Source organism: Parasphingopyxis algicola (assembly GCF_013378075.1).
Lineage (GTDB): Bacteria > Pseudomonadota > Alphaproteobacteria > Sphingomonadales > Sphingomonadaceae > Parasphingopyxis > Parasphingopyxis algicola.
Map to the genome: position 1 here is coordinate 97,937 of NZ_CP051131.1, position 26,474 is coordinate 124,410.

Consider the following 26,474-nt stretch of genomic DNA (forward strand, 5'->3'; position numbering starts at 1 on the left):
GGGTCGCGTAGGCAGTCATTTGATTGCGTAAATGCGGCATTTTGGCAACAGATACTCCAATTGTCCGCTTGCGTGGGCAGTATGGTTTCGATATTGGTTTTGGTATTCCTAAGCTAGGAATTTGTAAGAAAGGGGAAAGTTATGCGCAAGTTCGCCATCAAAGCGGCGCTCGCTACAACCGCGCTCACCGTGGCGGCTACGCCGGCGCTGGCTCGCGATGATACATGGTATATCGGTGCAGAAGCAGGTGGTACGCTGATCAGCAACGCTGATTTCGACGTCACCAATTCGGCCGGTGTTTTCACCAACAACGCCTTCAGCGTTAATACGGAGCCTGGCTTCGACGTTGGCGGCATCCTCGGTTACGATTTCGGTTGGTTCCGTCTGGAAGCCGACGTTTCGTATCGCCGTGCCGAAGTGACCGGCATCGAGCAGAATCTCGGTTCGCGTTTGCCGATCGCGGGTACGCCCCGCGCCGACGGTGGTGTGAACTACAATCCGGGTGGCCCGAACGGCAACCCTCCGGGCAACCCGTTCCAGTGGAATGGCGCTCAGGGTAGCGTTCGCATCCTCGCCTTCATGGCCAACGGCCTGTTGGACTTCGGCGACGATGACGGTTTCCAGGGCTATATCGGTGGTGGTGTCGGCATTGCCCGCACCAGCTTCGACGGTATCCGCGTAACGGACGCGGCGCCGGTTTACACCGATGATTCGGATTCGGGCTTCGCGTGGCAGCTTGTCGCCGGTGTGCGCTATCCGCTTTCCCGGAATTTCGACATTGGCGTGAAGTACCGCTTCTTCAATCATGACGATGTGGAGACGACGAGCTTCTACAGCACGTCGGACGAAACGGATGTCCGGTCGCACAGTGCGCTGGTGACGCTGACCTACAACTTTGGTTCGGCACCGCCTCCTCCGCCTCCGCCTCCGCCTCCTCCGCCTCCGCCGCCTCCTCCGCCTCCGCCTCCGCCGCCGCCTCCGCCGGCGTGTGAGCCTGGCCCGTTCCTGGTCTTCTTCGACTGGGATCAGTCGGACATCCGTCCGGACGCGGCATCGGTGCTCGATGCGGTTGCTGCCCAGTATCAGACCGGTCGTTGCCCGACCTCGGTCATGCTTGCTGGTCACGCTGACCGTTCGGGTTCGGCTACCTACAATGTGGGTCTGTCCGAGCGTCGTAACGCTTCGGTCCGTGCGTACCTTGCGTCGCGCGGTGTTCCGGACGGTGCGATGTCGAGCGAAGCCTTTGGTGAGAGCCGGCCGCTGGTCGACACCGCCGACGGGGTTCGCGAACAGCAGAACCGTCGCGTCGAGATCACTTACGGCCCCGGCATGTAAGGATCGGCGCAAGCCACAAAGAAGAGGGGCCGGTCTCGCGACCGGCCCCTTTTTCTTTGGCCTTCCTCAATTCAATACCGCTGTTTGAAGAGTCAGCGCATGGCGAAGATATCGAGTGTCCGTTCGATCATTCGATCCATCGCATAATGATCGCGGGCCCAGTCGCGCACGCGGCGACCAGCAATGTCCAGTTCACCACCGGCGGCATCGCGCGAAAGCCTGTGTAGGTGACGTGCCGCTTCTTCCGGATCGGGTATTTCCGCATCGGCCATTACCAAATTGGCCGGATGGGGCGCCACCGCTTCCGGCGCGCCGCCGGCCGGCGTCGTCAGGACGGGTACACCTGCCAGCTGCGCTTCGATCAGCGCGTTCGGAATGCCCTCGTGCCGGGATGTGAGCGCCAGCATATCCATCTTCTCGAGCCAAAATCCGACATGCGTCGTCCGCCCGACGAATAGCGTTCGTTCGGCTATTCCTGCATTGCGCGCATGTTCCCCAGCGGCGCTGCGCAACGGACCGTTGCCGGCGATGACGAACCGGGCGAACGGGTCGCGCCGCGCCAGGGCCGCACAGATGTCGAGCCACAAAAGCGGGCGCTTATTGTCATCCAGACGCATCACGCCGCCAAGAACGAAGCCTTGGCCTCCGGTTTGCGCGTCGAACCGTTCCCAACGCTTCCTTTCGTCGTCGGGCGCGTCGACGGGCAGAGGATCGACGCCGTTGGCGACCGTCAACACGCTCCCCCGCGGCAAACCCAGCCAGTCTTCATACGCCTTGCCCGCGATCCGCGAATTCGCGGTCAGCGTAACACCGGCTGCAGCGAGAAGGCCGCGGTAAAGTACCTCCTGTTCCGGTTTCTGGCGGTCGGTTCGCCGGTTGGGCGGCATCGTCCGGACGGTGAGAATGATGCGCGGGACGTTGGCCGTTAACGCCGCGAGCCCAGCGGCGAAGATCATGCCGTCCTGCCAGATCTGGATCACGTCCGGGGCTTCGTAACGCAACGTTTCTGTGAGCCGGATTATTCCTTCGCGCATGCGCGGCGGCAGCAGTTGGATCAGCTCGCGATCCGCCGCGATACGGCTCACCGCCGGATCGCCGCCCCAGGGGGGCGCCGCGAGATAATCAGCAACCCGCACATCGGCTGTTTCGAGCTTCGCCAGGTAGAAATCGTTGCTGCGTCTGCGGTCCAGCTTGCGGCAGAAAATGCTGACGGGCCCGGTGATCCGGTGATCGGCGGCGGCCCGCCCGGTGAGGCCCAGCGCCGTATTGGCGAGTTGCCGTTCCGCGCCGCCGCCACCCAGCGATCCGCCGATCAGTACGACCCCGCCTATGGGCCCCGCAGGCCGGGCAGGGCGATGCTTTGTCCTGTGTTCGAGCGCTTTTCCGAGCAATGTGTCGAGCGCTGCGACGCTTGGCGGACCCGCCGCGTGCGGACCGCTGAACAGCGCCGTCGCGCGGCGAATATCGGTTGCAAGTTCGGGAGCGGCCGTAGCGGAGTTACTCGTCTCCAGCGCGACGAGTGCTTCGTCGAACCGTCCGGCCATCCGCAACAGACGGGCTCTTTCGATGGCGATCTCGGTCCCCAGCGATCCGCTCGAAACGCGATCGAGCAATGCCAGCGCCTCGTCACGATCGCCCAGCAGAGCGCGGCAGCGTGCGACCAGCAATGCGCGGGCAGGGTCGGTGGCCGGATCGGCGGTACCGACATGACTGGCCAGGATTCCCGCAGCGATATCCGGCCCGAATGTCTTCAGGACGGTTCGAAGATATTGGGGAAAGGCATTGTGTGAATTGGGAAATCTCTCGACCATGCCGCGCCAGCACAGTCGTGCCGACTCTGCATCGCCTGACAGGGAAATCAATCGGCCGACGTGATATTGCAGCTGTTCGTTGGCCGGAAACTGGACAGCGAGATCGATCGCACGGGAGAGGAGCCAAGGCGTATAATCGCCACGGTCGGCTTCATCGACCAGCGATTGTCCTTCTGCGAGTGCCTCCACCTCCGAAACAACGACGGCAACGGGTTCGTCCGCGATCCTCTCCAGCGCCTCGCTGAGCGGATCGGTCCCCGCGATTGCCGCGGGCGCTACGCGGTTCTGGCGTTGCGCAGGGGCGGGTAAGCTGTCAGTCACGATGGTCGCCATAGAATGCGGCTGTGCGCGCCGCAAATATGAAGGGGAGAGAAATTCTGGCGCGGTTCCCGAACGATAGCATTGTGGAACGTCTCGCAGCGTCGCCGTTCCATTCGCTGCGACGCTGGGCGGCGCGCAAAGCGGCCGATCGGTCGATGCACTGGGCAGCGCTCAAGGCCGCGAGCGACGATCCCTATGTCCTGGCGCGGCTCGGCCTCTATCCGTTGGCCATGGACTATACCGCTCGCGATGCAGCGGCACGGATCGGCCGGGACCTCGCAGCCGGAGCTTTGGGGCGTGCGGACGCCGAGGCACAGGCAGCCCTGGTATCGCTGCCGGTCCCGAAACGCCGGCTCGCCGCCCGGCTGCTGGCGCTGCAGGATCCCGATGCGGCGCTCGCTTTACTACCTGAAGCGGATCGCGAAGCGGCCGCCGCCTGCCTGCTCGCGCTCGGCCGGACGGATGAGGCCGCGTTCCGGCTGGATAAAGGCCCGGACATCTCGCGGGAGGCCGCCGCCATCTGGGCGCATATCGCGACCAGGACCGGCGACCATGAAAAAGCGCGAACCGCGCTCAACGCCATGTTCGCAAGGGACGGACTGTGTCGGCCGCTTCCCGATGACGCTCGGCCTTTCACGATCGACGACCTCGGCGGCACAGCCGATGCGGTTGCCGAAGGGCCCAAAATTTCCGTCGTGATTCCATATCACAATGCCGCCGCAACGCTCGATACGGCGGTGGGTTCACTTACCGGGCAAAGCTGGCAGAACCTGGAAATCCTTCTCGTCGACGACCGGTCGACCGACGATGGACCGGCCATAGCTCGAAGACTGGCCGAAGCCGATGGTCGCATCGTCTGCTTGGCCAATGAACGCGCGCCGGGCGTTTATGGCGCACGAAACAGCGCGGTCGCCGCCGCGACTGGCGATTTTGTCACGTTTCTCGATGCCGACGACTGGTCCCCGGTCGAGCGCATCGAACGGCAGTTGCGGGGCCTTGGGTCGCATGCGCTCGGCATTGCCAACCATATCCGCATGGACGAGGCTGGCCGGCCGGTTGCGCCCCGGATATTCCCGCTTGTCCGGCCGGTTCCCATCACCATGTTTCTTCGCCGCGATATGCTCATCGCGGCCGGACCGTTCGAAGAAGTTGCGACGGGTGCGGATTCGGAAATGTTCGCCCGGCTCGAGATGCTGCACGGCAAGGCGGCCGTACGCCGCGATCCCGCGGTGCTGCTTGTCGCGCGCTGGCGGTCGGGCTCGTTGAGTCGCGAAAGGGAGGGCGGCCTGTTGGGGCGCGAGCGCTATGCCTATCGCGCGGATTGGATGTTCCGTCACGCGGGCCTCGAAGCACCGCGCTTGCCAGGCGAGCCGGACGCGGCATAGACACGCGGCACATGCAGATCGAGGACAGGCAGATCGAGGACAGGGCCGATTAGCGACACCGAGCATCAGGACACAGACAGTGCCGGGTTGGAAGCGCAACTTGCGGCGGAGCGCGCCGCGCGCGAAACGGCCGAGCGCAAGATACTCGCCCTGAAAACCGAAAAGCGCATACTCGAATATCGCGTGATCAACGCCCATCGGACCTTGGCTCACGGGCTCGGCCGGGCGTTGATCGAGGCGCGGAGCCTGAAAGGGCTGCTGGCCCTGCCCGGCAAGATTCGGCGGTTGCGCGCCAAGCAGAAAGCCAAGCGCCGGGAGCGCGTGCCCAACAGCTTTGCCGAAGATGTGGCCGCGCACCTCCATCTCGTCGATCCCGTGCTCGACCGTGCCGCAGCCGAGGGCGCCGAAGCAGCGGCCGAATGGGCGGGCAGCCGGCGGGACAGCGCGGGCGCGAAGGCGCGGGCGCTGGCCGAGCTTGCGCATTGGACCCTCGATCGCGACCCGGCGCTTGCGGCCCGGCTCGGCCGGCAGGCGGCCGATCTCGATCCGGGCGACCAGCGCCTCTTAGCGCTAGCCGTGCGCTTGCGGGAAGCCGGTCGGGTCGCGGCGCCCGGACCGTTGTGTTTGCGGATTCGCGACCGGCAGCCTTTATCTGAGGGCCAACGCCATCTCTGCGATCTGATGACCGAGGATGCAGCAATACTTGAGAAGGGGCGCTGGGAAGGCGCGGCCGGCCATGGAGAGCGCCGCGCGTCGGGCGAAAGCGGACTTGCAATCGTTTGTCCCCCAGGCTGGGCTGCCTTGCCGCGCATCGCCGCAGCACGTGCCGCGGCAACGTCAGCCGGCTGGCCATCATCTGTCCTTTCTTCGATTGATGACACTGATTCCCAACGATTTTCTCTAGTCCATGTCTTCGCCGATTCGGTCCCGCATGCATGCGAACACGCCGCAACAGCCGTCGCGCGGGGGTGCCGGGTGATAGTGGAGATCGCCAACCCTCCGGCGCCTTTAACGAGCCAGCCCGACAGCGAGTTGGCGGCCGTCACCGCGATGCGATTGAAGGGGCTTGCCGAACTGGCCGATACGCTCATTGCCCGCAGCCCCGCGGCATCGGCACAACTCGATCGCCTCGATATCGATCATCGGATCGTGGCGGATACGCTCGATACGGAGCGGGAAGCGCCGGACTCCGCGGCGATAGCGGCGGCGCTTGTCGAATATGGCGCGACAACCGATATGCCGGCCATCGGCCTGGTGTCCCCGCTGAACGGCGATCCCGGTATTCATCGATGCCTCGAGGCCTTCGCGAAGCTTTCAGCGGACGGCGACACCTATCAGCTGCTGATATTCGGGAAGGGCGACTACACAGCCGAACTGGCGCAACACGCCGAGGCACTGGATATTGCCGGCAACATGCATTTCGTCGGATTGCCGCCGCCGCAACGCTGGCCGGCGCTGCTCGCCGCGCTCGATCTCGTGACGTTTCCCAACGGCCGGGAGGAGGCGCTCGGTTCGGTCATTCCGGCGATTTTCGTTCAGGCGATGGGGCAAGGTGGCCGCGTGCTGGCCACCGACGCAGCATGGCGGTCGCAGGCGGCCTGGAAGCATAACCCTTCCGCGACCCTCGACGAGAATGGCGATTGGGCTGCCCGGATAGCCGCCATGATCGGCCAGCAAGCTGAGGCCCGGCCGCAACCCGCAGCCGGTGATCTTTTGGTGCAACTCTACGCCGATGCCGCCAAGCCACTGTAGAAAATTGAGATTTTTGCCGGGGTAGCGTTGGCCAGACGGCTATTGTAACAGCGCCCAAAACCATCTTGGGACGATTCCAATGCGTATTGCGATGATCGGAACGGGCTATGTCGGCCTTGTGTCCGGAGCCTGTTTTTCGGATTTCGGCCATCAGGTCGTCTGTGTCGACAAGGACGCGGACAAGATCGCCGCGCTCGAACGGGGCGTCATGCCGATCTATGAACCCGGACTCGAAGCCCTGGTCGAACATAATGTCAGCGGCGGGCGGTTGTCATTCACGACCGATCTCGCCGAAGCCGTGGCCGGCGCGGACGCGGTGTTCATCGCCGTGGGAACGCCATCGCGCCGAGGCGACGGCCATGCCGATCTGTCCTACGTACACGCGGCCGCCAAAGAGATCGCCGCCGCATTGACCGGTCCTGCGGTTGTCGTGACGAAGTCCACGGTACCTGTAGGCACGGGCGACGAGGTGGAACGGCTGATCCGGGAAGCCGCGCCCGATGCCGAGGTATCAGTGGCGTCCAATCCCGAATTTCTGCGCGAAGGCGCGGCAATCAACGATTTCAAGCATCCCGACCGGATCGTTGCCGGCGTCGAGGACGCGCGCGCGCGCGAGGTTCTCGAAGCCATCTATCGGCCGCTCAACCTCAACAAGGTGCCTTTGCTTTTCACGACGCGGCGCACCGCCGAAGTGATCAAATATGCGGCCAACGCCTTTCTCGCGACGAAAATCACCTTCATCAACGAGATGGCGGATTTGTGCGAGGCGGTCGACGCCGACGTCCAGTCGGTTTCGCGCGGCATCGGTCTCGACAACCGGATCGGCCCGAAATTCCTCCATGCCGGCCCGGGCTATGGCGGATCCTGTTTTCCCAAAGACACGCTCGCCCTGCTGAAAACGGCCGAAGACGAGCAGGTTCCGCTGCGCATCGTGGAATCGGTCGTGAAGGTGAACGATGCGCGCAAGCGCGCCATGGGGCGCAAGGTCGTCAAGGCCATGAACGGCGATATCCGCGGCAAGACGGTTGCGCTGCTGGGCCTGACTTTCAAGCCGAATACGGACGATATGCGCGATTCGCCCGCCATCTCGATCGTCCAGGCGCTGCAGGACGATGGCGCTTCGATTCGCGCTTACGATCCCGAAGGCATGGATCAGGCGCGGGCGGTCATGGAGGATGTCGAATTCTGCAACGACCCGTATGCTGCGGCAACTGCGGCGGATGTACTTGTTATCGTGACGGAATGGGACGAGTTTCGCGCGCTCGACCTTGACCGTATCGCAGGGATTCTGACACAGCCCATCTTGGTCGACCTGCGCAACATCTATTCGCCCAACGAGGCGGCCCGTGCGGGACTGAAATATCACGGTATCGGACAAGTGGAAAAAGTCGCCTAGAATCATGGCAAAACAGCTTCCCACGAGCTCAGGCGACCGTATTCCGTTCAGCGCGGAATGGTTCGCCGAGCTTTGGCAGTGCCTGGTAGTGATGGGGCGGGTGATCTTTGCCGTGATTCTGCGGGAATCTCGGACTCGCTACGGCAATTCCAACATCGGCTATGCCTGGGCGATCGTCGATCCGCTGATTATCCTCGCCGTTTTCATTGCGGTTTTTTCCGTTCTCGGCCGATCCTCGCCGGTCGGATCGCCCATAACAGTGTTTTTCGTGACGGGTATCGTTCCGCTATTTTTCTGGCGGGGCGCGGTGGGGCAGGGCGCGAACGCAGTTTCGGCCAGTCTCGGCCTGTTAACCTATCCGCAGGTAATGCCGACCGATATTTTGATAGCGCGTATCGTGTTGGAATCTGCAACGACCATCTTGGTGTTCCTGATCTTCCTGGTTGGCCTCTATTATATCGTGGACGTCTCGCCGAGTTGGTTTTTCGGCGATCCGCCGGGCGTGATCCTGGCAACAGCAGGTCTGTTCTATTTCACATTCGGTTCGATGTTTCTGAGTTCGAGCCTCGGGCGCGTCTTGCCGATCTGGAAAAATCTCTGGGGCTATCTCGGCCGCCCGATCTATCTGCTCTCGGGCATCTTTTTCACCTTGGAGCAACTGCCGGATGGCATCCGTGCGTATATGGCGTACAATCCGGTGGCCCATATGGTTGAGTGGATGCGCTCGGCAATGATCCCGACCTTTGACAGCAGCGCCTACTCCATCCTGTTCCCGATGACTTGCGCGACGATCGCGCTGATCATCGGCATGGTTATCGACCGTATCCTGCTGCTGACGGGCGACGAGGAAATAGTGAGCTGACCATGACAATCGAGTTGCGTAACGTCACGAAAACATATCGCTCGCGTCGAACCGGCAAGAAAACTGTGTTGCACGACATCAATGCAGTATTCGAGCGCGGACACAGTTACGGTATCATGGGGATCAACGGGGCGGGCAAATCCACCCTGCTTCGCATCATCTGCGGTGCCGAGCGCCCGACCTTCGGCGAAGTCCGGAAGGACGTGTCAGTCAGTTGGCGCCTGGGTTTTGCATCGTCGTTCAATAGCTCGTTAACCGGCATGGAAAATCTGCGATTCGTCTGTCGCATCTATGATGCAGATATCGATGAAGTATCTGCTTTTGTGGAGGATTTTGCGGAGATCGGGTCTGCAATTCACGAGCCGGTTAAAAATTATTCGACCGGAATGCGCGGACGATTGGCATTCGGGCTGAGCATGGCTATCAGGTTCCAGGTCTACGTGATCGACGAGGCCCTCGCCGCAGGCGATTTCACCTTCCAAGACAAGGCCAAGGCCGAGCTCGACCGGCGAAGGCAAGAGTCCGATATTTTGCTGACCTCTCATATGCCCAATACCATCCAACAATATTGTGATCGCGCTGGCGTGGTCCATCACGGCCGGCTCGAAATGTTCGACAGCGTCGAAGAGGCCACCGAATATTATGAACGGGTCACGCTAAAATGAACCGAACGGAGATTCTCGAAAAGGCCAGGAATTGGTTCCGCGTCACTCCCGAAGAAGCCGCCGACCGACACGCCCGCCGCCGCTTGCGCTTTCGTTTTATCGCTGCCGGGATCGTCATTCCGACCGTGCTCGTGTTCGTCTATTACGCGCTGCTTGCCAGGCCCGAATATGATACCGAGATGATGTTCACGATCCAGGGGCTTGAGCAGCAGCCGCCGGATCTGTTGGGCGGCATTGGTCTGCCGGCCATCACGACGAGTACGAATGACGGGCTGGTAGTAACCGAATTTGTGACCTCGAGCGCGCTGGTGCGACGTTTGGAGGAAAGCTACGGCTTTGATGCGGCCTTCAGCGGTTGGAGCTTCGATCCCTTTGCGAGCATTTCGTCCGGTGCGCCGATTGAATCGAAAACCGAGTTCTGGCGCGGCCAGGTTGCCGCGGCTTATGATTCTGCGTCGAAAATCATAACGGTGAACGTGCGCGCCTATACGTCGGAGGACTCGCTGCGCCTTGCGGAAGGCGTGCTGACCGAAACAGAGAATGTGGTTAATGCCCTGAACGGCCGCGTGCAGGATGAAGCGGTCCGCGTTGCCGGCGAAGAGGTGGCATCGCGACGCGATGCCTATAACGAGGCGCGCCAGCAGGTCATTACGTCGCGGGCCAATCGCGCTACGACGCTTGAGGGCGAAGCGGCTCAGCAGGTGGGCCTGGTCGGCCAGATCGAGGGCCAGCTTGCCAATGCGCGCGTCGAACGCGCTGCCGCCATTGCGCAGTTCCGCGCGGATTCACCTCAAATTCGCGCGATGGACGAACGGATCTCGGCACTGGAGAGACAGCGCGTTCAGGCGCTCCGCGATGCACGCGGCGGTTTCGGCGTTTCCGAGGCGTCACGCGATGTCAGCGCGCAAACAGCCCTGCTCGATTATGAATTCGCGCAGCAGGCCTATTATGCGGCTATTCAGGCGGAACGGCAGGCGATAGCGCAACGCGCCAACGAACGGCGTTACCTCGTTGCCATCGTTCCACCCCGACCCGCTGAAATTTCGAACTATTGGGCGCGATTTGCCAACATAATCGCCTTTGCGCTCGCCGCGGCTCTCTTGATGGCCATCGCGACGCTCGGCTATTCCGTCGTCAAGGATCATATGGAATGACCATATTGCCGAATATCCATTTTCGCCTGTTGGGCTTCATGGCCATATCGTTACTGGCGCTCGCCGCCATTCCCGCTGCCGCCCAGATCGATGAAGACGTGGGTGCCAGCGCGGTCGGCGCCGGGTCGGCGCCGGCTGCGATTATCCAGGACGATCAACGTGGCAGCGAGACGCGTGCGACGACTTTGCGGCAGGATCAGCTTGCCGGACGTCGGCCAGTGCCGTTCGGCTCAGAACTGTTTGCGGAGCAGGACGTTTCATCGGGAACGTCGGCGGCGGGGGCGACCGATCCGAATTATGTATTGCAGCCGGGGGATGTCGTCTCGACCACGACATATGGCTTGGTCAATGAAACGGCGCGGCTGGTCGTCGACGCCGAAGGCAATATCGCGTTGCCCAATGTCGGGCCTGTGAGAGTCGCTGGTGTCCGTGCATCGGAGGTGAACAGCGTCGTCAGTGCAGCGGCCTCGCAAGTGTACCAGTCGACCGTACAGGTCTATGCAACAGTGGCCGACGCCGGCGAAATTCAGGTCTTCGTGACCGGGCCTGTCAACCTGCCTGGCGGGCACACGGGCGACAGCCGGTCTTCGGTGATCGGCTTCCTGCAAAATGCCGGCGGCATCGACGCCGATCGTGGCAGCTATCGTCACATCATCATAAGACGGGCGGGGGAGACGATCGGGTCGATCGATCTCTATGATTTCCTGCTCAACGGCGACTTGTCGGGTGTCGATCTTCGCAACGGCGACGTGATCGTTGTCGGCCAACAGGGCCCGGTCGTTTCCGTAAGCGGCGACGCGCGCGCGCCCTACACGTTCGAATTCGCCAATGTTGCCGGGACCGGCGCCGAGTTGCTCCGCTATTCGCGCCCTCGTCCGGAAATCACCCATGTGTCCGTATTGGGGACGCGCGATGGCGTCCCGTTCAATGCTTATCTCTCCCGCGAGGAATTCGCGGCGATGTCGCTCGCGGACGGGGACCGCGTGCGCTATGAAGCGGACGCGCCGTCCGGCACGTTCATCGTTCGCGTTCTGGGCGCGCATGACGGCCCGTCCGCCTATGTCGTGAACCGCGGCGACTATCTTGGTCCGCTGCTTACCCGGATTCCACTCGATCCGCTGGCGGATGTGGCGATGATCCATCTCGAGCGGGAGAGCATTGCGCAAACCCAACGTGTATTGCTTCAGGAGAACCTGGCGCGCCTCGAACGGGCAATCTACACGGCCCCGTCGACATCCGCCGCTTCGGCGTCCGCGCGGGCGGCCCAGGCCGCATCGCTCGCGACGTTCATCGAGCGCGCCCGCCAGGTCGAGCCGCGCGGGCTCGTCGCTTTTCCCGAAGATGCGGACCTCAGCCGGGTCTTGCTGGAACCGGATGATGTGATCATCATCCCCTATATCAACCAGACGGTCGTCGTCGCCGGGGAAGTCGAGCTGCCGCAGACACTGTTGTGGACCCCTGGCAACGACGCGCGGGACTATGTACGCCGCTCCGGCGGTTTCACCAATCTGGCCAACCGGTCGGACACCCTGGTGATCCATCCGGACGGCAGCGTCCAGCGTGGCGGGGAAGTGCGGGCCGGCGACCGGATCCTGGTTCCGCCGAAAGCGCCCGGCCAGACGCTCCAGTTCATTCGGGATATCACGCAGGTATTTGCCCAGGTCGGCATCGCGGCGGCCGCGGTCTTCCGCTAGATCCTCCTTAGGTCTTCAACTTTTCGCTATGGTCGGAACGCTGCCGATGCGGCGGTCCATCGCGCCGGCGCTGTCGTGATCCGGTTTAGCTGGCGTCTTCTTCAACTATCTTCCCGCGCGTCCAGTCGATACCGGCTAGCGTGCCGGGAATGTTGATCCGCCGATAGAAATTGCCGTTGAGTTGCGTCCGATAGATCAGCTGACGCCTGAAATTGCGATAGAGGTCGGGATGGACCGGAAAATCGTCCGCCTCGGACCAGAACCGATCGAGGTCGACGGACGCCGTTAGCCCCTCGATGCGGTAAATCGCGTCTCCCAGCGCCAGGGTCGGCTTGCCGTGATGAATGGCTGACATGCCGGTCGTGCTGTTGATCGTGACCAGGCCCTTGGCATGGTTGATCAGCGTCGGCAGGTGCGGGTCGTGGACATAAACGAGGCGCTCGCCGAGCGCCGTTTCCTGCCGCAGGCGGCGGATTAGGCGCGTATAGTCGGTATAGGGCCGATCCATCGGGTGGTGCTTGAAGACGAGCACGGTGTCACGGGGCGCATGCTCGACGAATGAGCTCACCGTGTGCCGAATGAAATGTTCGATGGTGTCGAATTCCGAATGGACTCCGATTTGGGCGTCGTTGTGAACCTGCAGCGGCACGAGGAAGAAGGGCGGATGATCCTTCGCCATGAGCCGTCCGACATCCGCGCGGTTCTTCCAGCGATACCAGTATTTTCGTGCGGCGCCGCGCACCCAGGCAAGGCCTTGGAACCAGCTGAGCGGACGATGGTGCCGATAGCGAGGAAAAAATGGCCAGAGGACGATGGCCCAGAAATAATAGGTGAAAGCCCAGCCCGTCGCATGCCAGATCGTCTGGCCGACCGTGCTGGTCGTCGCCGGTTCGGGTGCCGGCGCGTTGAGATAGAAAATCCCGGCGCGCGGCATCGTGCTGCGACCGTTCACACCATGACATTCCATCGTGATATAGTCCGGCCGGATATAACCTTCTTCGAACACATAGACTTCGATATCGCGCTTGGCGGCGGTTTCGCTCGCCATGCGGTGCATCCGGCGGCAATCGCCGAACAGCATGACCGTATCGATCCGCTTTTCGTCGCAGACGCGGTTCAGAAAAGCCGGAAATTCGTCGATCGTGTCGGCGAAGCTCGTCGCACCCGTCGGATAGTAGAACCAGTCGCCGCCGTTGAAATTGATCTTGTGGACATTGGCGCCCGCCCATTGCAGGTCCCTCGCCAGGCGCGCGAAGAACGGGCCGACGGGACCCTGAAGCATCAGGATATTGCGGCCGCGGAAACAATAGGGCGCGTCGTCGGGTATGGTCGGCAGGCTATCGGGGCGGTTGCCGTGATCGAGCGACTTCGCACGATTGTCGGAGACGAGCTTAGCGGGCAGCACAGGGCTGGTCATAAAATCTTCACTCCCTCTGCGCCCGCTTTGCCATGTACTATTGTTGCGCAACGGCAAAGTCATCATTAGAAGCAGGAAAAGCCAGCAAAATATTAAAGAGACCGGTATATTGTGGCTAAAATGCTGCAGACTGGTCGCTAAAGGGGCCCAAATGACCGATTCTGTAATGCGTACGCGCATTGGTTCCGACGATGGACTCGCGAGTCCCATACGGGCAGCCGCCCATGCGCTTTCCATAAATGCCGCCGCCGTCGCCACTCTCGCCAGCCGGATCGACGGCAGTTTTGGCGAGGCCGTGAACCTGATTCTGGGGCGCAACGGCCGGGCGGTCGTCTCCGGCATGGGTAAGTCCGGCCTTGTCGCGCGCAAAATCAGCGCGACTCTGTCGTCGCTCGGCACGCCGAGCATTTTCGTCCATAGCGCCGATGCCGGCCATGGCGATCTCGGCATGATTACGCGCGGAGACACCGCGGTGTTGATCTCGGCCAGCGGGGAAACCGACGAGGTGCTCGGTCTCATCCCCTATCTGCGCACTCTCGACGTTCCCATCATCTCGATCACGGGCAATATGCGGTCCACGCTCGCGCGTCAGTCGGACATCGCGCTCGACGGTTCGATCGAGCGGGAGGCGTGCCTGCACAATCTCGCGCCGACGACGTCGACCATCGTCGCGATGGCCATGGGCGATGCGCTCGCCATCGCGCTGTGCGAGGCGAGCGGCTTCCAGGCGGCCGATTTCGCGCAATATCATCCCGGCGGGAAGCTGGGTAAGCGTTTGAAGACGCCTGTGCGCGATGCGATGCACAAGGCCGATCTTCCGATCTGCGCGCCCGATACGCCGCTCAAGGACATGTTGCCGATCATGTCGGACGGTAGGTTGGGTCTGGTCCTCGTGATGTCGGGTCAGATGCTCAGCGGCATCGTGACCGATGGCGACCTTCGCCGCGGGCTCGAGCAGGCCGACGAGCTCGGCGATCTCCATGCGCGCGATATCATGACTCCGGATCCGCTGACGATCGGCCCAGATGCGACGTTGTACGAGGCCGATACCAAGATGCACGATGCCCGCGTGACCGCGCTTGTCGTGGCCGATCCGGCGAAAAAGGTTCTCGGCGTCATCCAGATTCATGACTGATTCCATCCCTTCGCCCTGGGCGGGGGAGGATCTGTTCGTTCTGGCCGGTCCGTGCGCGATCGAATCCCGCGATTTTGCGCTCAGGACGGCCGAACAACTGCGCAACATTTTTGCCACGGCGGGCGTCGGGCTCGTCTACAAATCCTCCTTCGATAAGGCGAACCGGACCTCGGCGGCCAGTTTCCGCGGCGTCGGGCTGGACGCCGGGCTCGACATCCTCGCCGAGGTGCGCGACCAGATCGGCGTTCCGGTAATCACCGATGTGCATGACGCATCGCAGGCGGCCCCGGCGGCGGAGGTTGTCGACATGCTCCAGACGCCGGCTTTTTTGTGCCGCCAATCCGATTTCATCGCGGCGGTCGCAGCGGCGGGAAAACCGGTCAATATCAAGAAGGGCCAGTTCCTCGCGCCCTGGGACATGGCCAAGGTCATCGAAAAGGCGCGGATCGCCGCCGATGAAGCGGGCGTTTCGACCGACTTCTTCGTCTGCGAACGCGGCTCGACGTTCGGCTATGGCAATCTCGTCGTCGATATGCGCGGGCTGACGATCATGCAGGAAACGAGCGGCTGCCCGGTGGTGTTCGACGCTACCCATTCCGTGCAGCTCCCCGGAGCAAAAGGGGAGAGCAGCGGCGGCGAGAGGCAGCACGCACCGGCCCTGGCGCGGGCGGCTGTCGCGACGGGGGCAGTCTCCGGCGTGTTCATGGAAACCCATCCGGACCCGGACAATGCGCCCTGCGACGGCCCCAATATGCTGCCTTTCGAATGGCTGCCCGGCCTTTTGGCGGAGCTGAAGGCGATCGCCGCGATTTCGCGCGGCAAATGAGCCTGGGCCGGTCGGTTTCGTGCTGATGAGGATCGTGGCGATCATACCGACCCGTTGGGGATCGACCCGATTCCCGGGCAAGGCTCTCGTCGAGATAGCCGGAAAGCCTATGATCGAGCGCGTCTGGGCAAAGGCCTCCGCCGCGGATGGCATCGACGAGGTGATCGTCGCGACCGATGATGGCCGGATCGCCGATGTCGTCCGGGATTTCGGCGGCCATGTCGAAATGACGCGCGACGATCATGAAAGCGGGAGCGATCGGATCGCCGAGGTGGCGGCGCGGATCGAGGCCGATGCGATCGTCAATGTGCAGGGCGACGAACCGCTCGTCCGGTCATCGGATCTGAACCGGTTGGCTGCGCTTATGCGTGCGGAACCGGTCGTCGACGTCGCGAGCCTGTGTCACGCGATCTCTGCCGAAGAGGCCGCCAACCCCAACCGCGTGAAGGTGGTTCGAAATACGGTGGGCGATGCCCTTTATTTCAGCCGCGCACGCATCCCGCATCCGCGGGAGGCGAAGAGTGCGCGTTATTTTCAGCATGCCGGCATCTATGCCTATCGGCGCGCCGCGTTGATGGCGTTTCCCGATCTGCCGGTTCCGGCCGAGGAACGGGCCGAAGCGCTCGAACAGCTCCGCTTTCTGGCGGCTGGCTATACGATCCGGCTGGTCGAAACTGCGCCCAGCGGCCCCGGCGTCGACACACCCGAAGATGTCGCGACCGTCGAGGGGCTGCTCGACGCCTAGAGCGTCCAGCGTTCGCCGGTTCCCAAGTCCCGACCGCGCCAGATACCCTTCAGGTCCGCGATCAGGCCTTTCTCCTTCACCAGCGACGCGATGTCCGCGTCCGCCATGTCCCGATAGGTCCGATGTGGAACCGCGGCGAAGAGGATGTCGTGCGTTCCCGCCGGATCGCCGGTCTCGAGCGTCACGCCATATTCCGCCAGTGCCTCTCCCGGATCGGCCAGCGGATCATGGACATGCACCTCATGGCCGAGAGCGCCGAGCCTTTCGATGACGTCGATCACCCGCGAATTGCGCAGATCGGGCACATCCTCCTTGAAGGTGAGCCCGAGAACCAAAACGCTTCCAGCCCGTCCGCCCCGCCGCTCGTGGAGCTGATCGGCGACCCATGCGCCCATCGAGTCGTTGATCTTGCGGCCGGCCAGGATGACCTGCGGATCATGACCCATCTGTTCGGCGCAATGGCTCAGATAATAGGGGTCGACGCCGATACAGTGGCCGCCGACCAGCCCGGGCTGGAAGGGGAGAAAATTCCATTTCGTGCCGGCCGCCTCCAGCACATCCCAGGTCGACAGGCCCAGCGGCCCGAAAACCCGTGCGATTTCGTTCATGAAGGCGATGTTGAGATCGCGCTGGGCATTCTCGATCACCTTCGCGGCTTCGGCCGCCTTGATCGACGCCGCCTTGAAGGCGCCGGCCTCGGTGATCGTGCCGTATATATCCGCCAGCCGATCGGTGACGGCCGCATTTTCGCCGGCAACCACCTTCACGATCTTGTCGATGCTATGCTCGCGATCCCCGGGATTGATGCGTTCGGGCGAATAGCCGAGGAAAAAGTCGGCGCCGCGTTTCAGGCTGGACGCTTTTTCGAGTTCGGGGCCGCAGATATCCTCGGTCACCCCGGGATAGACCGTCGACTCATAGACGATTACCGGTTTTTTGACAGCATCGAGCAGCGGGGCGACGAGCCGGGTCGCGCCGAGCAGGGCCGAAAGATCGGGCTGTTTCTGCGCATCGACCGGGGTCGGTACGGCAACGATGTAGATATCCGCACCGCCCGCCTCGGCGGGATCCTCGCACAGCTGCAGCGAGGACGCCGCGAGCGCGGTTTCGTCGACCTCGCCCGTGCGGTCATGCCCGTTGCGCAGTTCGGCGATGCGCCGGGCGCTGGCATCGATGCCCAGCACCGTGAATCGGCGCGCGAGCGCGATGGCAAGCGGCAAGCCCACATAGCCGAGGCCGATCACGGCGATGCGCATATCCGGCGCGGCGTTCATCTCATTCTTCCGATCATACAATGTCTTGGCCGCCCTATAGCCGCCCGGGGGTGGAAAATGCCATATAAGAAACTTCGCTGATTTCTTCTCTCGTCGAGACTTCCCAACGCTGGAGACCCAAGATGCGCTCAATCTTCCTCGCACCGACAATCGGATTGCCGTTCGCCCTGATGGCCTGCGCGCCTGTGGCGGACGCGCCTGCGCCGGCGCCGCGGCCCGCAGTGGAGGTCGCCGAGGCCGTGCTGCGCGATGCGTCGGCCGCGCCGCGCGGGGAAGCGCTGTTGACCCAGCTCGATCAGGGGATCCGGCTGGTGCTGCGCGTCGAGAATATGGAGCCGGGTGTCCGGGCCGCGCACGTCCATATGACGGGCCGATGCGACGCGCCGGACTTCACCAGCGCGGGCGGGCACTGGAACCCGTTCGGGCGCGAACATGGACGGGACAATCCGCAAGGGCAGCATATGGGCGACATGCCGAACCTGATCGTCGGCCAGAACGGCACGGGCCTGCTCGAAGTCACGATCACCGGCGGGCGGATCGAGGGCGGCAATGCAGCGCTGCTCGACGAAGACGGCGCCGCCGTCATGATCCATGCCGGGCCCGACGATTATCGCAGCGATCCCACCGGCAATGCCGGTCCGCGTATCGCCTGCGGCGTTGTCGAGCCCAGGTCCTGAGCCTAGACAGGTCCTAAGCCTAGATAGGTTCGCCTGCCGCCCGGGCGCGCTCGACGACCGTGCGCTCGGCCTCCGGTACCGTCCGATAGGCGAGGAAGAGCAGTACCGTGCCGATCGGCGCGGCGACGAGGATCGACAATATGCCCGCCGACAGATTGTCGCCCAGCGCCGTCGAGACCTGCCCGGCCAGATAGGGGCCCAGCGCCAGCCCGACCAGCGTCGTCGCGAGGAAGAAAGTCGCCGTCGCGGTGCCGCGCATCCGGGGCAGCACCAGATCCTGCGTTGTCGCCGCGGCAGCGCCGAGCGCGGTGCTGCCGAGCAGCGAGAGCAGGAAATTGAGGAAGTAGAAGAGCGGGACGCTGTCGGTCGTGAAGGCGATGATCAGCGGAATAATCGGCGACAGTACGCCGAACAGGATCACGAGAATGCGGCCGGCGGGATTGCGCTCGCGCAGCCAGTCCGAAATCCGGCCGCCGATGATGACGCCGAGAAAGCCGCCGGCCGCGCCGCCGCCGCCGATCCAGAAGCCGAGCACGCTTTTCGATTCACCCAGGACGCGCTCGGCATAGGGCGCCGCCCAGAAGGCGACGGCATAGGCGGCGAAGGCGACCATGCCATAGCCAAGGATCGTGTAGAGAAAGGCGGGCGAACCCCAGATCAGCCGGAAGGTCGGAAGATCGCGGTGACGCAGCGAATGCGCCCAGGAGAAGATCGCATAATAGCCGATGGCGATCGCGACCCATTGCTGCACATTGCCGGTCAGCTGAATCAGCCCAACAGCGGCCGCTATGATCGCGATTGCCGCGGTAACGTTGACGGCCAGCGCTTTTTGCCCGCGCTGCGCTGCGGAGACCAATGTGAAGGGCGGGACGACTGCGAACAGTTCCTGAAAAAAGCCGCGGAACGGCCGATCGGGCAGCTTGGTTTCAATACCGTCCGCCTGGCCGCGAACCGGCTCACGCAGCGTGTAGACCCAGATCGCAAGCAGCAGGCCGGGGATACCCACCGCGAGGAAGGCCGCCTGCCAGCCGACAAGGCCGAGCGGCCCGCCGCCGGGATAGGCGCCGTTCCAGCGCTCGACGATCAATCCGCCGATCAACAGCGATATGCCGCCGCCGATGTACAGACCCGAGGAATAGATGGCGAGAGCGGTGCCCCGCATCTTCTTGGGAAACCAGTCCGACAACAGCGAATAGGCGCTCGGGCTCGCGGTCGCCTCGCCGATGCCGACGCCGATCCGCGCTGCGCTGAGCGCCAGCCCGCTTTTCGCAAAACCCGAAACCGCCGTCATCAGCGACCAGAGCGACAGACCGATCGTCAGCAGTTTCGTGCGGTTCCAGCTGTCCGCCAGCCGGCCGAGCGGGATGCCGAACAGCGCATAGAAGACGCCGAACGCCGTGCCGTAGAGAAAACCGAGATCGGCATCGGACAGGCCGAGATCGGCCTTGATGTCGTTGGCGAGGATGCTCAGGATATTCCGGTCGATGAAATTGAGCATGTAGACGATGACGAGAACGCTCAGGACATACCAGCTATAGCCGGTGGCCTTATGCTCTTCGGCGGCAGACTCTTTCGTTGGCTGCGCGTCCGCTGTTGCGCCGCCGCGCCCGTCAACCGTATCTGTCATGAAGCAATCCCACTCTCAGGCTTTTCTTTTTGGTGTAACAGCGTGAGCGACATTGGCAAAAACTTTATGAGGATTGTGCGGTGATGACCCATTCCGTCCTGTTCGTCTGTCTCGGCAATATCTGTCGGTCGCCGATGGCCGAGGGCGCGATGCGGGCTGTTGGCGGGCGGCGCGGGATGGATATTCTCGTCGATTCCGCGGGGACGGGAAGCTGGCATGTCGGCAATCCGCCCGACGCCCGGGCGCAGGCGGCCGCGCTCGCCAACGGCGTCGATATCTCGGCACAGCGGGCTCGGCAGATCGCGGTGCCGGATTTCGACCGCTTCGCCCATATCGTCGCGATGGACTGCTCAGTACTGGCGGATCTCGACGCGATCCGGCCGGCAGCGACGCCGGGCCGGCTGTCGCTCTTCCTCGATCATGTGACGGGCCGGGAGGGGCAGGATGTCGCCGACCCCTATTATGGCGATGAGGACGGCTTTGCGACGGCCTGGGCCGATGTGACAGCTGGCGCGGAGGCCCTGATGGAGCTGCTCCGCCGCGGATAGCGGTCAGCGCAGCGGATAGCGCGCAATGCTGTCGTAACGCGCGCCTTCACGCCCGAGAAAGCTCTCGAACAGTTCGAAATGGGTGACTGGGAAGGGAGCGCTCGTCAAACCCGCATTGCGCGCCATGAAACTGGCGACCGGTCCGCTGCTGCTGTTCGGCCGGGCGATCGTGATGTGCGGCAGGAATGCCCGGTGATCGGGTTCCAGGCCGAGCGGCCGAAGCGCGCTTTCGATCTTGTCGTGCAGCCGCTTGGGTGGGTCGGAGGGGCGGATTCCGGCCCAGATTGTCCCGGGCCTGCCGTTTTTCTCGAACGACCCGACGCCGTCGAGCGCGATTTCGAAGGCCGGCGCGCCAACATGGCCGAGCGCGGTTGCGATATCCTCGGCCAGAGGACGCTCGACCTCGCCGATGAACCGCAATGTCAGGTGCAATTGGCCGTCGTCCTGCCACCGCGCGGCCGCGATGCCGTGCATCAGCTCCAACAGCTGCTCCCGAATGGCGCGGGGCGGTCGAATGGCGACGAAAAGCCTGTGCATCTATGCCTTTGATAGACATTTTCTATTCAGATGTTAGGGCCGATTTGCCTTGAAAAAGCGCCGCCGATACCCGATATTGTCGGGAAATCGGCGGTTTCTGCCGTTTTAAGAGGAGATGTGTTCACATGGCCAATTGGTCTGACCAGAATACCGGCCTGCAGGGCCAAGCCCGCGCCAGGACCGATACCGGGGCGCGGGATGTCGCATTCGACGCCGGTCTCCGTTCGTACATGCTCAAAGTCTATAACTATATGGCTTCGGGCATCCTTCTTACCGGCATCGTGGCGATGCTGTTCGCGCAGGGCGGCGCCGAATCGCCGGCCGCGACGATCATTCTCGCGGGCGGTCCGCTGGCCTGGATCATCATGCTGTCGCCGCTCGCCTTCGTGCTGGTGATGAGCTTCGGTCTCAATCGCCTGTCGACCGGCGCGCTCCAGGCCTGTTTCTGGGCGTTCGCAGTCGTGATGGGCCTGTCGCTGTCGACGATCTTCCTGCGTTACACCGGGATTTCGATCGCGCAGACCTTCTTCGCGACTTCAGCGGCTTTCGTCAGTCTCAGCCTCTGGGGCTATACGACGAAAAAGGATCTCTCCGGATGGGGCACCTTCCTGTTGATGGGCCTGATCGGCCTGATCGTTGCGATGGTGATCAATATCTTCCTGCAGTCGACGGCGATGCATTTCGTCATCAGCGGGATCGGCGTGCTGATCTTCGCTGGCCTCACCGCCTATGACACGCAGAAGATCAAGTCGATGTACGCCTATGTCGCGGGCACGGACATGATGGGCAAGACGGTCATCATGGGCGCGCTCAACCTGTATCTCGACTTCATCAACATGTTCCTGTTCCTGCTGCAGTTCATGGGCGGCCGCGAATAGAAACACCGCGATTTGCGAGAGCAAAAGAGGCCCGGCGGGGAAACCTGCCGGGCCTTTTTCGTGGGCGAGCGCCAGCTCGCGCTAGGCGGCGGGTTCGGGTTTGGCCTGCGCCTGCTGTTCGGCGATCAGCGCGTTGTCGATCTTCTTGGCGCGCTTATATGCGTCGCGCGCGCGTAGCCGTTCGACATAGGCTTCAAAGGTATCGCGTTTCGGTATCGTCCCGAATTCGACGCCCCAATCGACCTGGCTGCCGAGATAGACATCGGCCATGGTGAAACGATCGCCGCAGACGTAATCGCGACCGGTCAACGCGCCTTCCAACACGTCGATAGTGCGTTCGTAATTGCCATAGCCGACCATTCGTTCCTGTTCCTCCGTCGGGTCCCAGCCGATCGAGTGCATCATCACGCCATTCTCCAACGGCCCGGCCGCGAAGAACATCCAGCGATAATAATCGGCGCGCTCGTCCTCGGTTGGCGCCAGGCCGGCCTCGGGAAAGGCATCGGCGAGATAGGCACATACCGCGGCGGCCTCGGTGACGACCTTGTCGCCATGTTTGATCGCGGGAACCTTCCCCATCGGATTGATCGCGAGATACTCCTCGCCCTTCATCGTCGTTCCATAGTCGAGCAGCACCTGCTCGTACTCGGCGCCGGTTTCCTCGAGCGCCCAGCGCGCAATCTGTCCGCGCGACATGGGGTTGGTGTAGAATGTCAGGCTGGTCATCGTCCGTCTCCCGGTGAGCGTCACGGCTGGTGAAGGCAGTATAGCGCACCGGGTGCGACACAGGAATGACGACAGGCCGGCTAGCGGTTGGCCGGTTCCTCTTCCTCGGTCACGCGTTCGATCGTCTCGCCGATCCGTTCGAGCTCGTCGAGCCGGCGGCGCGTTTCCTCGCTCGGCTCGACGTCGATCCGGTCCCCGTTGATCGTGATGCGGGCCCCGCCGATTTGCGTATCGATTGCGATACGGCCGTCCGGGTCGACGCGGATATCGGGGTTTTCGGGTTCGGCCGTTTCGGGCGGCGGCGCGCGCCTCGGGCGCGGTCGCGGGGCGGCATCGGGGATTGCGCCGCTTATGAACGTCCGCCATATCCGCGCGGGCGCCCCGCCGCCGCTTGCATTGCCCAGCGGGCTGTTGTCATCATTGCCGATCCACACGCCGACCACGAGATCGCCGGCAAAGCCGACGAACAGGGCGTCGCGGCTGTCCTGCGTCGTCCCGGTCTTGCCGAAGGCCGGAATCGCCAGCCGGGCCGCCGTCCCCGTTCCCTCGTCGATCGCCGTTTCGAGCATGTCGAGCAGCTGGGCGCGATGGCGTCCCGCAAGGACGGGCCGGCGATCGAGCAGCCATTCCAAAAAGCCGCGCCGCGGCCGCTCGATACCATGCGGCTCGACCGGTTCTTCGCCATTGGCCACCGCCGCATAGGCCGAGACGAGCTCGATCAGCGTCATCTCGCCGCTGCCCAGCGCCACGCTGGCATTGGCGGGAAACTCACGCTCGATCCCCAGCGTGCGCGCGGCCTCCGCAATCGCCTCGCTGCCGAGCTGCTGGTAGAGCCGCACGGCGACCACATTGCTCGAATGCGCAAACGCTTCGCGCAGCGTGATCTCTCCGCGATACCGGCCGCCGGGATTTTCCGGCCGGTATTCGCCGGTTTCGATCGGGCTGTCGTTGACCATGGTCTCGGGCGTCATGCCGCTCTGCAGCGCCGCCAGATAGACGATGAGCTTGAACGTCGATCCCGGCTGGCGCGTCGCCTGGGTCGCGCGGTTGAAGGGCGAAGCCGTATAGTCGCGCCCGCCGACCATCGCGACGACCTCGCCATTTGTGCGCATCGCCACAAGCGCGACCTGCGCGCCGGACGGGGCGCCGTTTCGCGTCGCCCGTTCGGCCAGTGCCTGGAGGTCCCAATCGAGCGTCGTCTGCGCCTCGATGCTTTCATAGCCGCTGCCATGGGCCGCCCGGGCCTCCTCGACCACCCATTCGGCAAAATGGCTGCCGCGCGGCATGGGCGGGGGCGGGCGATGATCGACGATTGCGAGATCGACCGCGTCCGCTTCCTCCTGCGTCAGATATCCGGCATCGATCATCGCGGCGAGCACGACGCGTTCGCGCTGCTGCGCGCCCTCAAGATTGCGGGTCGGCGCGAGGCGGGAGGGCGCCTTTACCAGCCCGGCCAGCATCGCCGCCTGGGTCAGGGTCAGATTCTCCGGATGGCGATAGAAATAGTGGAGAGAGGCCGCGCGCAGGCCGTAGACATTGTCCCCGAAATAGACGTTGGACAGATAGCGTTCGAGTATCTCGTCCTTGCTGAGCCAGATTTCGAGCCAGAGCGCGATCGGCACTTCCTGGATCTTGCGGAACAGCGTCCGGTCGGATTCGAGATAGGTCAGCTTGGCGAGTTGCTGGGTGATCGTGCTGCCGCCATGCGTCGCGTCGGACGTCAGGTTGGTCCACAAGGCGCGGGCGATGCCGCGCGGATCGATTCCCCAATGATCCTCGAACCGCCGGTCCTCGATCGCCAGAAAGGCGTGGATGACATGATCGGGAAGCTCGGCGATACGGACCGGGCGATCCATGACCGGCCCCATGCGGGCGATCGGGTTGCCGTTGGACGCGGTCAGCACGATCGGCGGCGGCACCAGCGGTTCGGCCGTGCGCGAGATCGGTGCGGCGATGATCAGCCAGACGAGGAGCAGGGCGAACAGCCCGAGCGCGATGCGCGCGGCCCATTTGAGGATCTTCCAGCGGCGTTTGGGACGCGGCGGCGCCGCGCCATCGTCGTCATAGGGTGGTTCCGGCGGATAGTCGGCATAGTCCGGATAGCCGGGCTGGCGGGCATATTCGGTATAGCCCGGATAGTCGGGATCGACCGGCCGGAAGGGATCGCGATCGGCCGCGCGGCGCGGATCGCTGCGATAATAGGGGTCGAACGCCGGATCGTCCGCATAGGGCCCGATGAGCCGGGAGTGGCGCTCTTCATAGCTTCTGCGCCGGAACGGGTCGTCATAGTCGGCCATAGTGTATTAGTCATATACTACACAAAAAGGCTATGCGCCAGTCCGTGCTGCCCCAGATCGCGACCCAAGGGAAGTTCTAGCGGCCGATTGTGAAGCTGGGCTGTATGGTTTTCCGGTCCGGCGGCGTTAACCGTCCGCCAAAGCCGCCTCGATCGTCGCGATGTCGAGCTTCCGCATCTCCATCATCGCCTCGAAGGCGCGCTTGGCCGCCGCCGTGTCGGGTTGCGACATCGCCTCGGTCAGTATTTTGGGCGTGATTTGCCAGCTAATGCCCCATTTGTCCTTGCACCAGCCGCACATGCTCTCCTCGCCGCCACTGCCGACGATCGCATTCCAGTAGCGGTCCGTCTCCTCCTGGTCGTCGGTCGCGATCTGGAAGGAAAAGGCCTCGCTGTGCGTGAACGCCGGCCCGCCATTGATGCCGATGCAGGGGATGCCGAAGACCGTGAACTCGACCACCTGCACATCGCCTTCCTTGGTCGATGGGTTGTCGGCAGGCGCGCGCCGGATACCGGTGACCTCGCTATCGGGAAAGGTCTCGGCATAGAAGCGGGCGGCCTCCTCGGCATCGCCTTCATACCACAGGCAGATGGTGTTCTTGGCTGTCATACCGGATTCTCTTGGTTGCGGGCTATTTGCGTGCGCCGACCAGCGCGAAGGGCGCGCCTTGCGGATCGATGCCGTTCATCTGGAATTCGCCGCCCGGTATCTCGTCGGGTTCGAGTGTGACCCGGCCGCCCTTGTCGCGTACGGTCTGGGTGGCCGCGTCGATATCCGGCACCCGGAAATAATAGGTCCACATGGACATCGGAACTTCGTCCGGCTTAGTCATCATTGCGCCGATCATGAAATCGTGGCGCAGCATTTCATAGGCGCCCATCGGGCCCATATCCATTTCGCTGTCCTTCTTCCAGCCGAACTGGGTCGTGTAGAACTCCATCGCCGCGGCGCGATCGCTCGTCATGAGTTCGTTCCAGGCGCAATGGCCGTCGCGCGCTTCCGCCGCGGCGAAGGAGTGGCTTTCCTCGTCCGAGGCGCTTCGCATAATGTAGAAGAAGGCGCCCTGCGGGTCGGTCACCATCGCAAAGCGCCCGACATCGGGAATATCGGTGGGCGGGATATGCACAGCGCCGCCGGCCGCCTTGATCGCTTCGGCGCTTTTGTCGACATCGTCGACGCCGATATAGCCGAGCCAGCAGGGCTGGGCACCGCCCTGTTTCATCTCGTCCGACAGCTCCATCATCCCGCCGACCTGCGTCTCGCCAGCGGAGAAGAGGTGATAGGGCATGTCGGGCTGACCTTCCGACGTTTCCCATGTCCAGCCGATAACGGCGCCGTAAAAATCCTTCGCAGCCTCGGCGTCCGACGTTGTCAGTTCGTACCAGATGAAATCGCCATGTTTGTTGGGCATT

The 26,474-nt window shown here is 63.1% G+C and carries 23 protein-coding genes; 14 read left to right on the forward strand and 9 right to left on the reverse strand.

Annotated elements, in window-relative coordinates:
- Positions 1–141: 141 nt before the first annotated feature.
- The gene (locus HFP57_RS00555) at positions 142–1,335 is read left to right on the forward strand and encodes an OmpA family protein (RefSeq protein ID WP_176867941.1); all 1,194 of its coding nucleotides are present in this window, start codon (positions 142–144) and stop codon (positions 1,333–1,335) included.
- A gap of 92 nt (positions 1,336–1,427) precedes the next feature.
- Here HFP57_RS00555 and HFP57_RS00560 read toward each other — a convergent pair whose 3' ends face one another.
- On the reverse strand, positions 1,428–3,467 hold the full coding sequence (locus HFP57_RS00560) for a glycosyltransferase (RefSeq protein WP_176867942.1): 2,040 nt from the start codon (positions 3,465–3,467) through the stop codon (positions 1,428–1,430).
- An 83-nt stretch (positions 3,468–3,550) separates the two neighbouring features.
- Here HFP57_RS00560 and HFP57_RS00565 point away from each other — a divergent pair, with 83 nt between their 5' ends.
- The 7 genes from HFP57_RS00565 to HFP57_RS00595 all read left to right on the forward strand — a co-directional run bounded on the left by HFP57_RS00565 (position 3,551) and on the right by HFP57_RS00595 (position 12,375).
- On the forward strand, positions 3,551–4,852 hold the full coding sequence (locus tag HFP57_RS00565) for a glycosyltransferase family 2 protein (protein ID WP_176867943.1): 1,302 nt from the start codon (positions 3,551–3,553) through the stop codon (positions 4,850–4,852).
- An 87-nt stretch (positions 4,853–4,939) separates the two neighbouring features.
- Positions 4,940–6,604 carry a glycosyltransferase gene (locus HFP57_RS00570; RefSeq protein ID WP_176867944.1) on the forward strand — a complete coding sequence of 555 codons (1,665 nt, stop codon included), beginning with the start codon at positions 4,940–4,942 and terminating at the stop codon, positions 6,602–6,604.
- Between the two features lie 79 nt (positions 6,605–6,683).
- A complete protein-coding gene (locus tag HFP57_RS00575; RefSeq protein ID WP_176867945.1) occupies positions 6,684–8,000 on the forward strand; it encodes a UDP-glucose dehydrogenase family protein in 1,317 nt (438 codons plus the stop codon).
- A gap of 4 nt (positions 8,001–8,004) precedes the next feature.
- Positions 8,005–8,862 carry an ABC transporter permease gene (locus HFP57_RS00580; protein WP_176867946.1) on the forward strand — a complete coding sequence of 286 codons (858 nt, stop codon included), beginning with the start codon at positions 8,005–8,007 and terminating at the stop codon, positions 8,860–8,862.
- A 2-nt stretch (positions 8,863–8,864) separates the two neighbouring features.
- Complete coding sequence (locus tag HFP57_RS00585) at positions 8,865–9,527, forward strand: ABC transporter ATP-binding protein (protein WP_176867947.1); 663 nt, start codon at positions 8,865–8,867, stop codon at positions 9,525–9,527.
- Positions 9,524–10,681 carry a KpsE/RkpR family capsule polysaccharide export protein gene (locus HFP57_RS00590; protein WP_176867948.1) on the forward strand — a complete coding sequence of 386 codons (1,158 nt, stop codon included), beginning with the start codon at positions 9,524–9,526 and terminating at the stop codon, positions 10,679–10,681. The genes HFP57_RS00585 and HFP57_RS00590 overlap by 4 nt, the downstream gene beginning before the upstream one ends.
- Entirely contained in the window at positions 10,678–12,375 is a 1,698-nt protein-coding gene (locus tag HFP57_RS00595) for a polysaccharide biosynthesis/export family protein (RefSeq protein WP_176867949.1), read from the forward strand. Before HFP57_RS00590 ends, HFP57_RS00595 begins: the two co-directional genes overlap by 4 nt.
- An 85-nt stretch (positions 12,376–12,460) precedes the next feature.
- On the opposite strand, the gene HFP57_RS00600 is transcribed toward HFP57_RS00595, so the two are convergent.
- On the reverse strand, positions 12,461–13,792 hold the full coding sequence (locus HFP57_RS00600) for a capsule biosynthesis protein (protein ID WP_176867950.1): 1,332 nt from the start codon (positions 13,790–13,792) through the stop codon (positions 12,461–12,463).
- Positions 13,793–13,943: 151 nt separating this feature from the next.
- On the opposite strand from HFP57_RS00600, the gene HFP57_RS00605 reads away from it, so the two are divergent.
- Genes HFP57_RS00605 through kdsB form a run of 3 tightly spaced genes read left to right on the forward strand, consistent with a single transcriptional unit; the run spans position 13,944 to position 16,498 of the window.
- Positions 13,944–14,927: a KpsF/GutQ family sugar-phosphate isomerase gene (locus tag HFP57_RS00605; RefSeq protein WP_176867951.1), complete on the forward strand. Its 984-nt coding sequence runs from the start codon at positions 13,944–13,946 to the stop codon at positions 14,925–14,927.
- The gene (kdsA, locus tag HFP57_RS00610) at positions 14,920–15,753 is read left to right on the forward strand and encodes a 3-deoxy-8-phosphooctulonate synthase (protein ID WP_176867952.1); all 834 of its coding nucleotides are present in this window, start codon (positions 14,920–14,922) and stop codon (positions 15,751–15,753) included. The genes HFP57_RS00605 and kdsA overlap by 8 nt, the downstream gene beginning before the upstream one ends.
- A 25-nt stretch (positions 15,754–15,778) precedes the next feature.
- Positions 15,779–16,498: a 3-deoxy-manno-octulosonate cytidylyltransferase gene (gene kdsB / locus HFP57_RS00615; protein ID WP_246263236.1), complete on the forward strand. Its 720-nt coding sequence runs from the start codon at positions 15,779–15,781 to the stop codon at positions 16,496–16,498.
- Here kdsB and HFP57_RS00620 read toward each other — a convergent pair.
- Positions 16,495–17,772: a nucleotide sugar dehydrogenase gene (locus HFP57_RS00620; protein ID WP_176867953.1), complete on the reverse strand. Its 1,278-nt coding sequence runs from the start codon at positions 17,770–17,772 to the stop codon at positions 16,495–16,497. The genes kdsB and HFP57_RS00620 overlap by 4 nt on opposite strands.
- 122 nt (positions 17,773–17,894) lie before the next feature.
- On the opposite strand from HFP57_RS00620, the gene HFP57_RS00625 reads away from it, so the two are divergent.
- Positions 17,895–18,449, forward strand: coding sequence for a superoxide dismutase family protein (locus HFP57_RS00625; protein ID WP_176867954.1), 555 nt, complete (start codon positions 17,895–17,897; stop codon positions 18,447–18,449).
- A 19-nt stretch (positions 18,450–18,468) separates the two neighbouring features.
- On the opposite strand, the gene HFP57_RS00630 is transcribed toward HFP57_RS00625, so the two are convergent.
- Complete coding sequence (locus HFP57_RS00630; RefSeq protein WP_176867955.1) at positions 18,469–20,076, reverse strand: MFS transporter; 1,608 nt, start codon at positions 20,074–20,076, stop codon at positions 18,469–18,471.
- An 83-nt stretch (positions 20,077–20,159) separates the two neighbouring features.
- Here HFP57_RS00630 and HFP57_RS00635 point away from each other — a divergent pair, with 83 nt between their 5' ends.
- Positions 20,160–20,624 (forward strand): low molecular weight protein-tyrosine-phosphatase, encoded by a 465-nt coding sequence (locus HFP57_RS00635; RefSeq protein ID WP_176867956.1) that lies wholly within the window; start codon positions 20,160–20,162, stop codon positions 20,622–20,624.
- A 3-nt stretch (positions 20,625–20,627) separates the two neighbouring features.
- Here the strand turns inward: HFP57_RS00635 and thpR are convergent, their stop codons facing one another.
- Positions 20,628–21,161, reverse strand: a complete 534-nt coding sequence (gene thpR, locus HFP57_RS00640; protein ID WP_176867957.1) for an RNA 2',3'-cyclic phosphodiesterase — start codon at positions 21,159–21,161, stop codon at positions 20,628–20,630.
- Between the two features lie 125 nt (positions 21,162–21,286).
- On the opposite strand from thpR, the gene HFP57_RS00645 reads away from it, so the two are divergent.
- Positions 21,287–22,039 (forward strand): Bax inhibitor-1/YccA family protein, encoded by a 753-nt coding sequence (locus tag HFP57_RS00645; protein WP_176867958.1) that lies wholly within the window; start codon positions 21,287–21,289, stop codon positions 22,037–22,039.
- A gap of 81 nt (positions 22,040–22,120) precedes the next feature.
- Here the strand turns inward: HFP57_RS00645 and HFP57_RS00650 are convergent, their stop codons facing one another.
- The 4 genes from HFP57_RS00650 to HFP57_RS00665 form a co-directional block, all read right to left on the reverse strand.
- A complete protein-coding gene (locus HFP57_RS00650; protein WP_176867959.1) occupies positions 22,121–22,765 on the reverse strand; it encodes a glutathione S-transferase family protein in 645 nt (214 codons plus the stop codon).
- 80 nt (positions 22,766–22,845) lie between these two features.
- Positions 22,846–25,062: a transglycosylase domain-containing protein gene (locus HFP57_RS00655; protein WP_176867960.1), complete on the reverse strand. Its 2,217-nt coding sequence runs from the start codon at positions 25,060–25,062 to the stop codon at positions 22,846–22,848.
- Between the two features lie 126 nt (positions 25,063–25,188).
- Positions 25,189–25,671 carry a VOC family protein gene (locus tag HFP57_RS00660; RefSeq protein WP_176867961.1) on the reverse strand — a complete coding sequence of 161 codons (483 nt, stop codon included), beginning with the start codon at positions 25,669–25,671 and terminating at the stop codon, positions 25,189–25,191.
- 22 nt (positions 25,672–25,693) lie between these two features.
- The gene (locus HFP57_RS00665) at positions 25,694–26,473 is read right to left on the reverse strand and encodes a VOC family protein (RefSeq protein ID WP_176867962.1); all 780 of its coding nucleotides are present in this window, start codon (positions 26,471–26,473) and stop codon (positions 25,694–25,696) included.
- Position 26,474 lies beyond the last annotated feature (1 nt).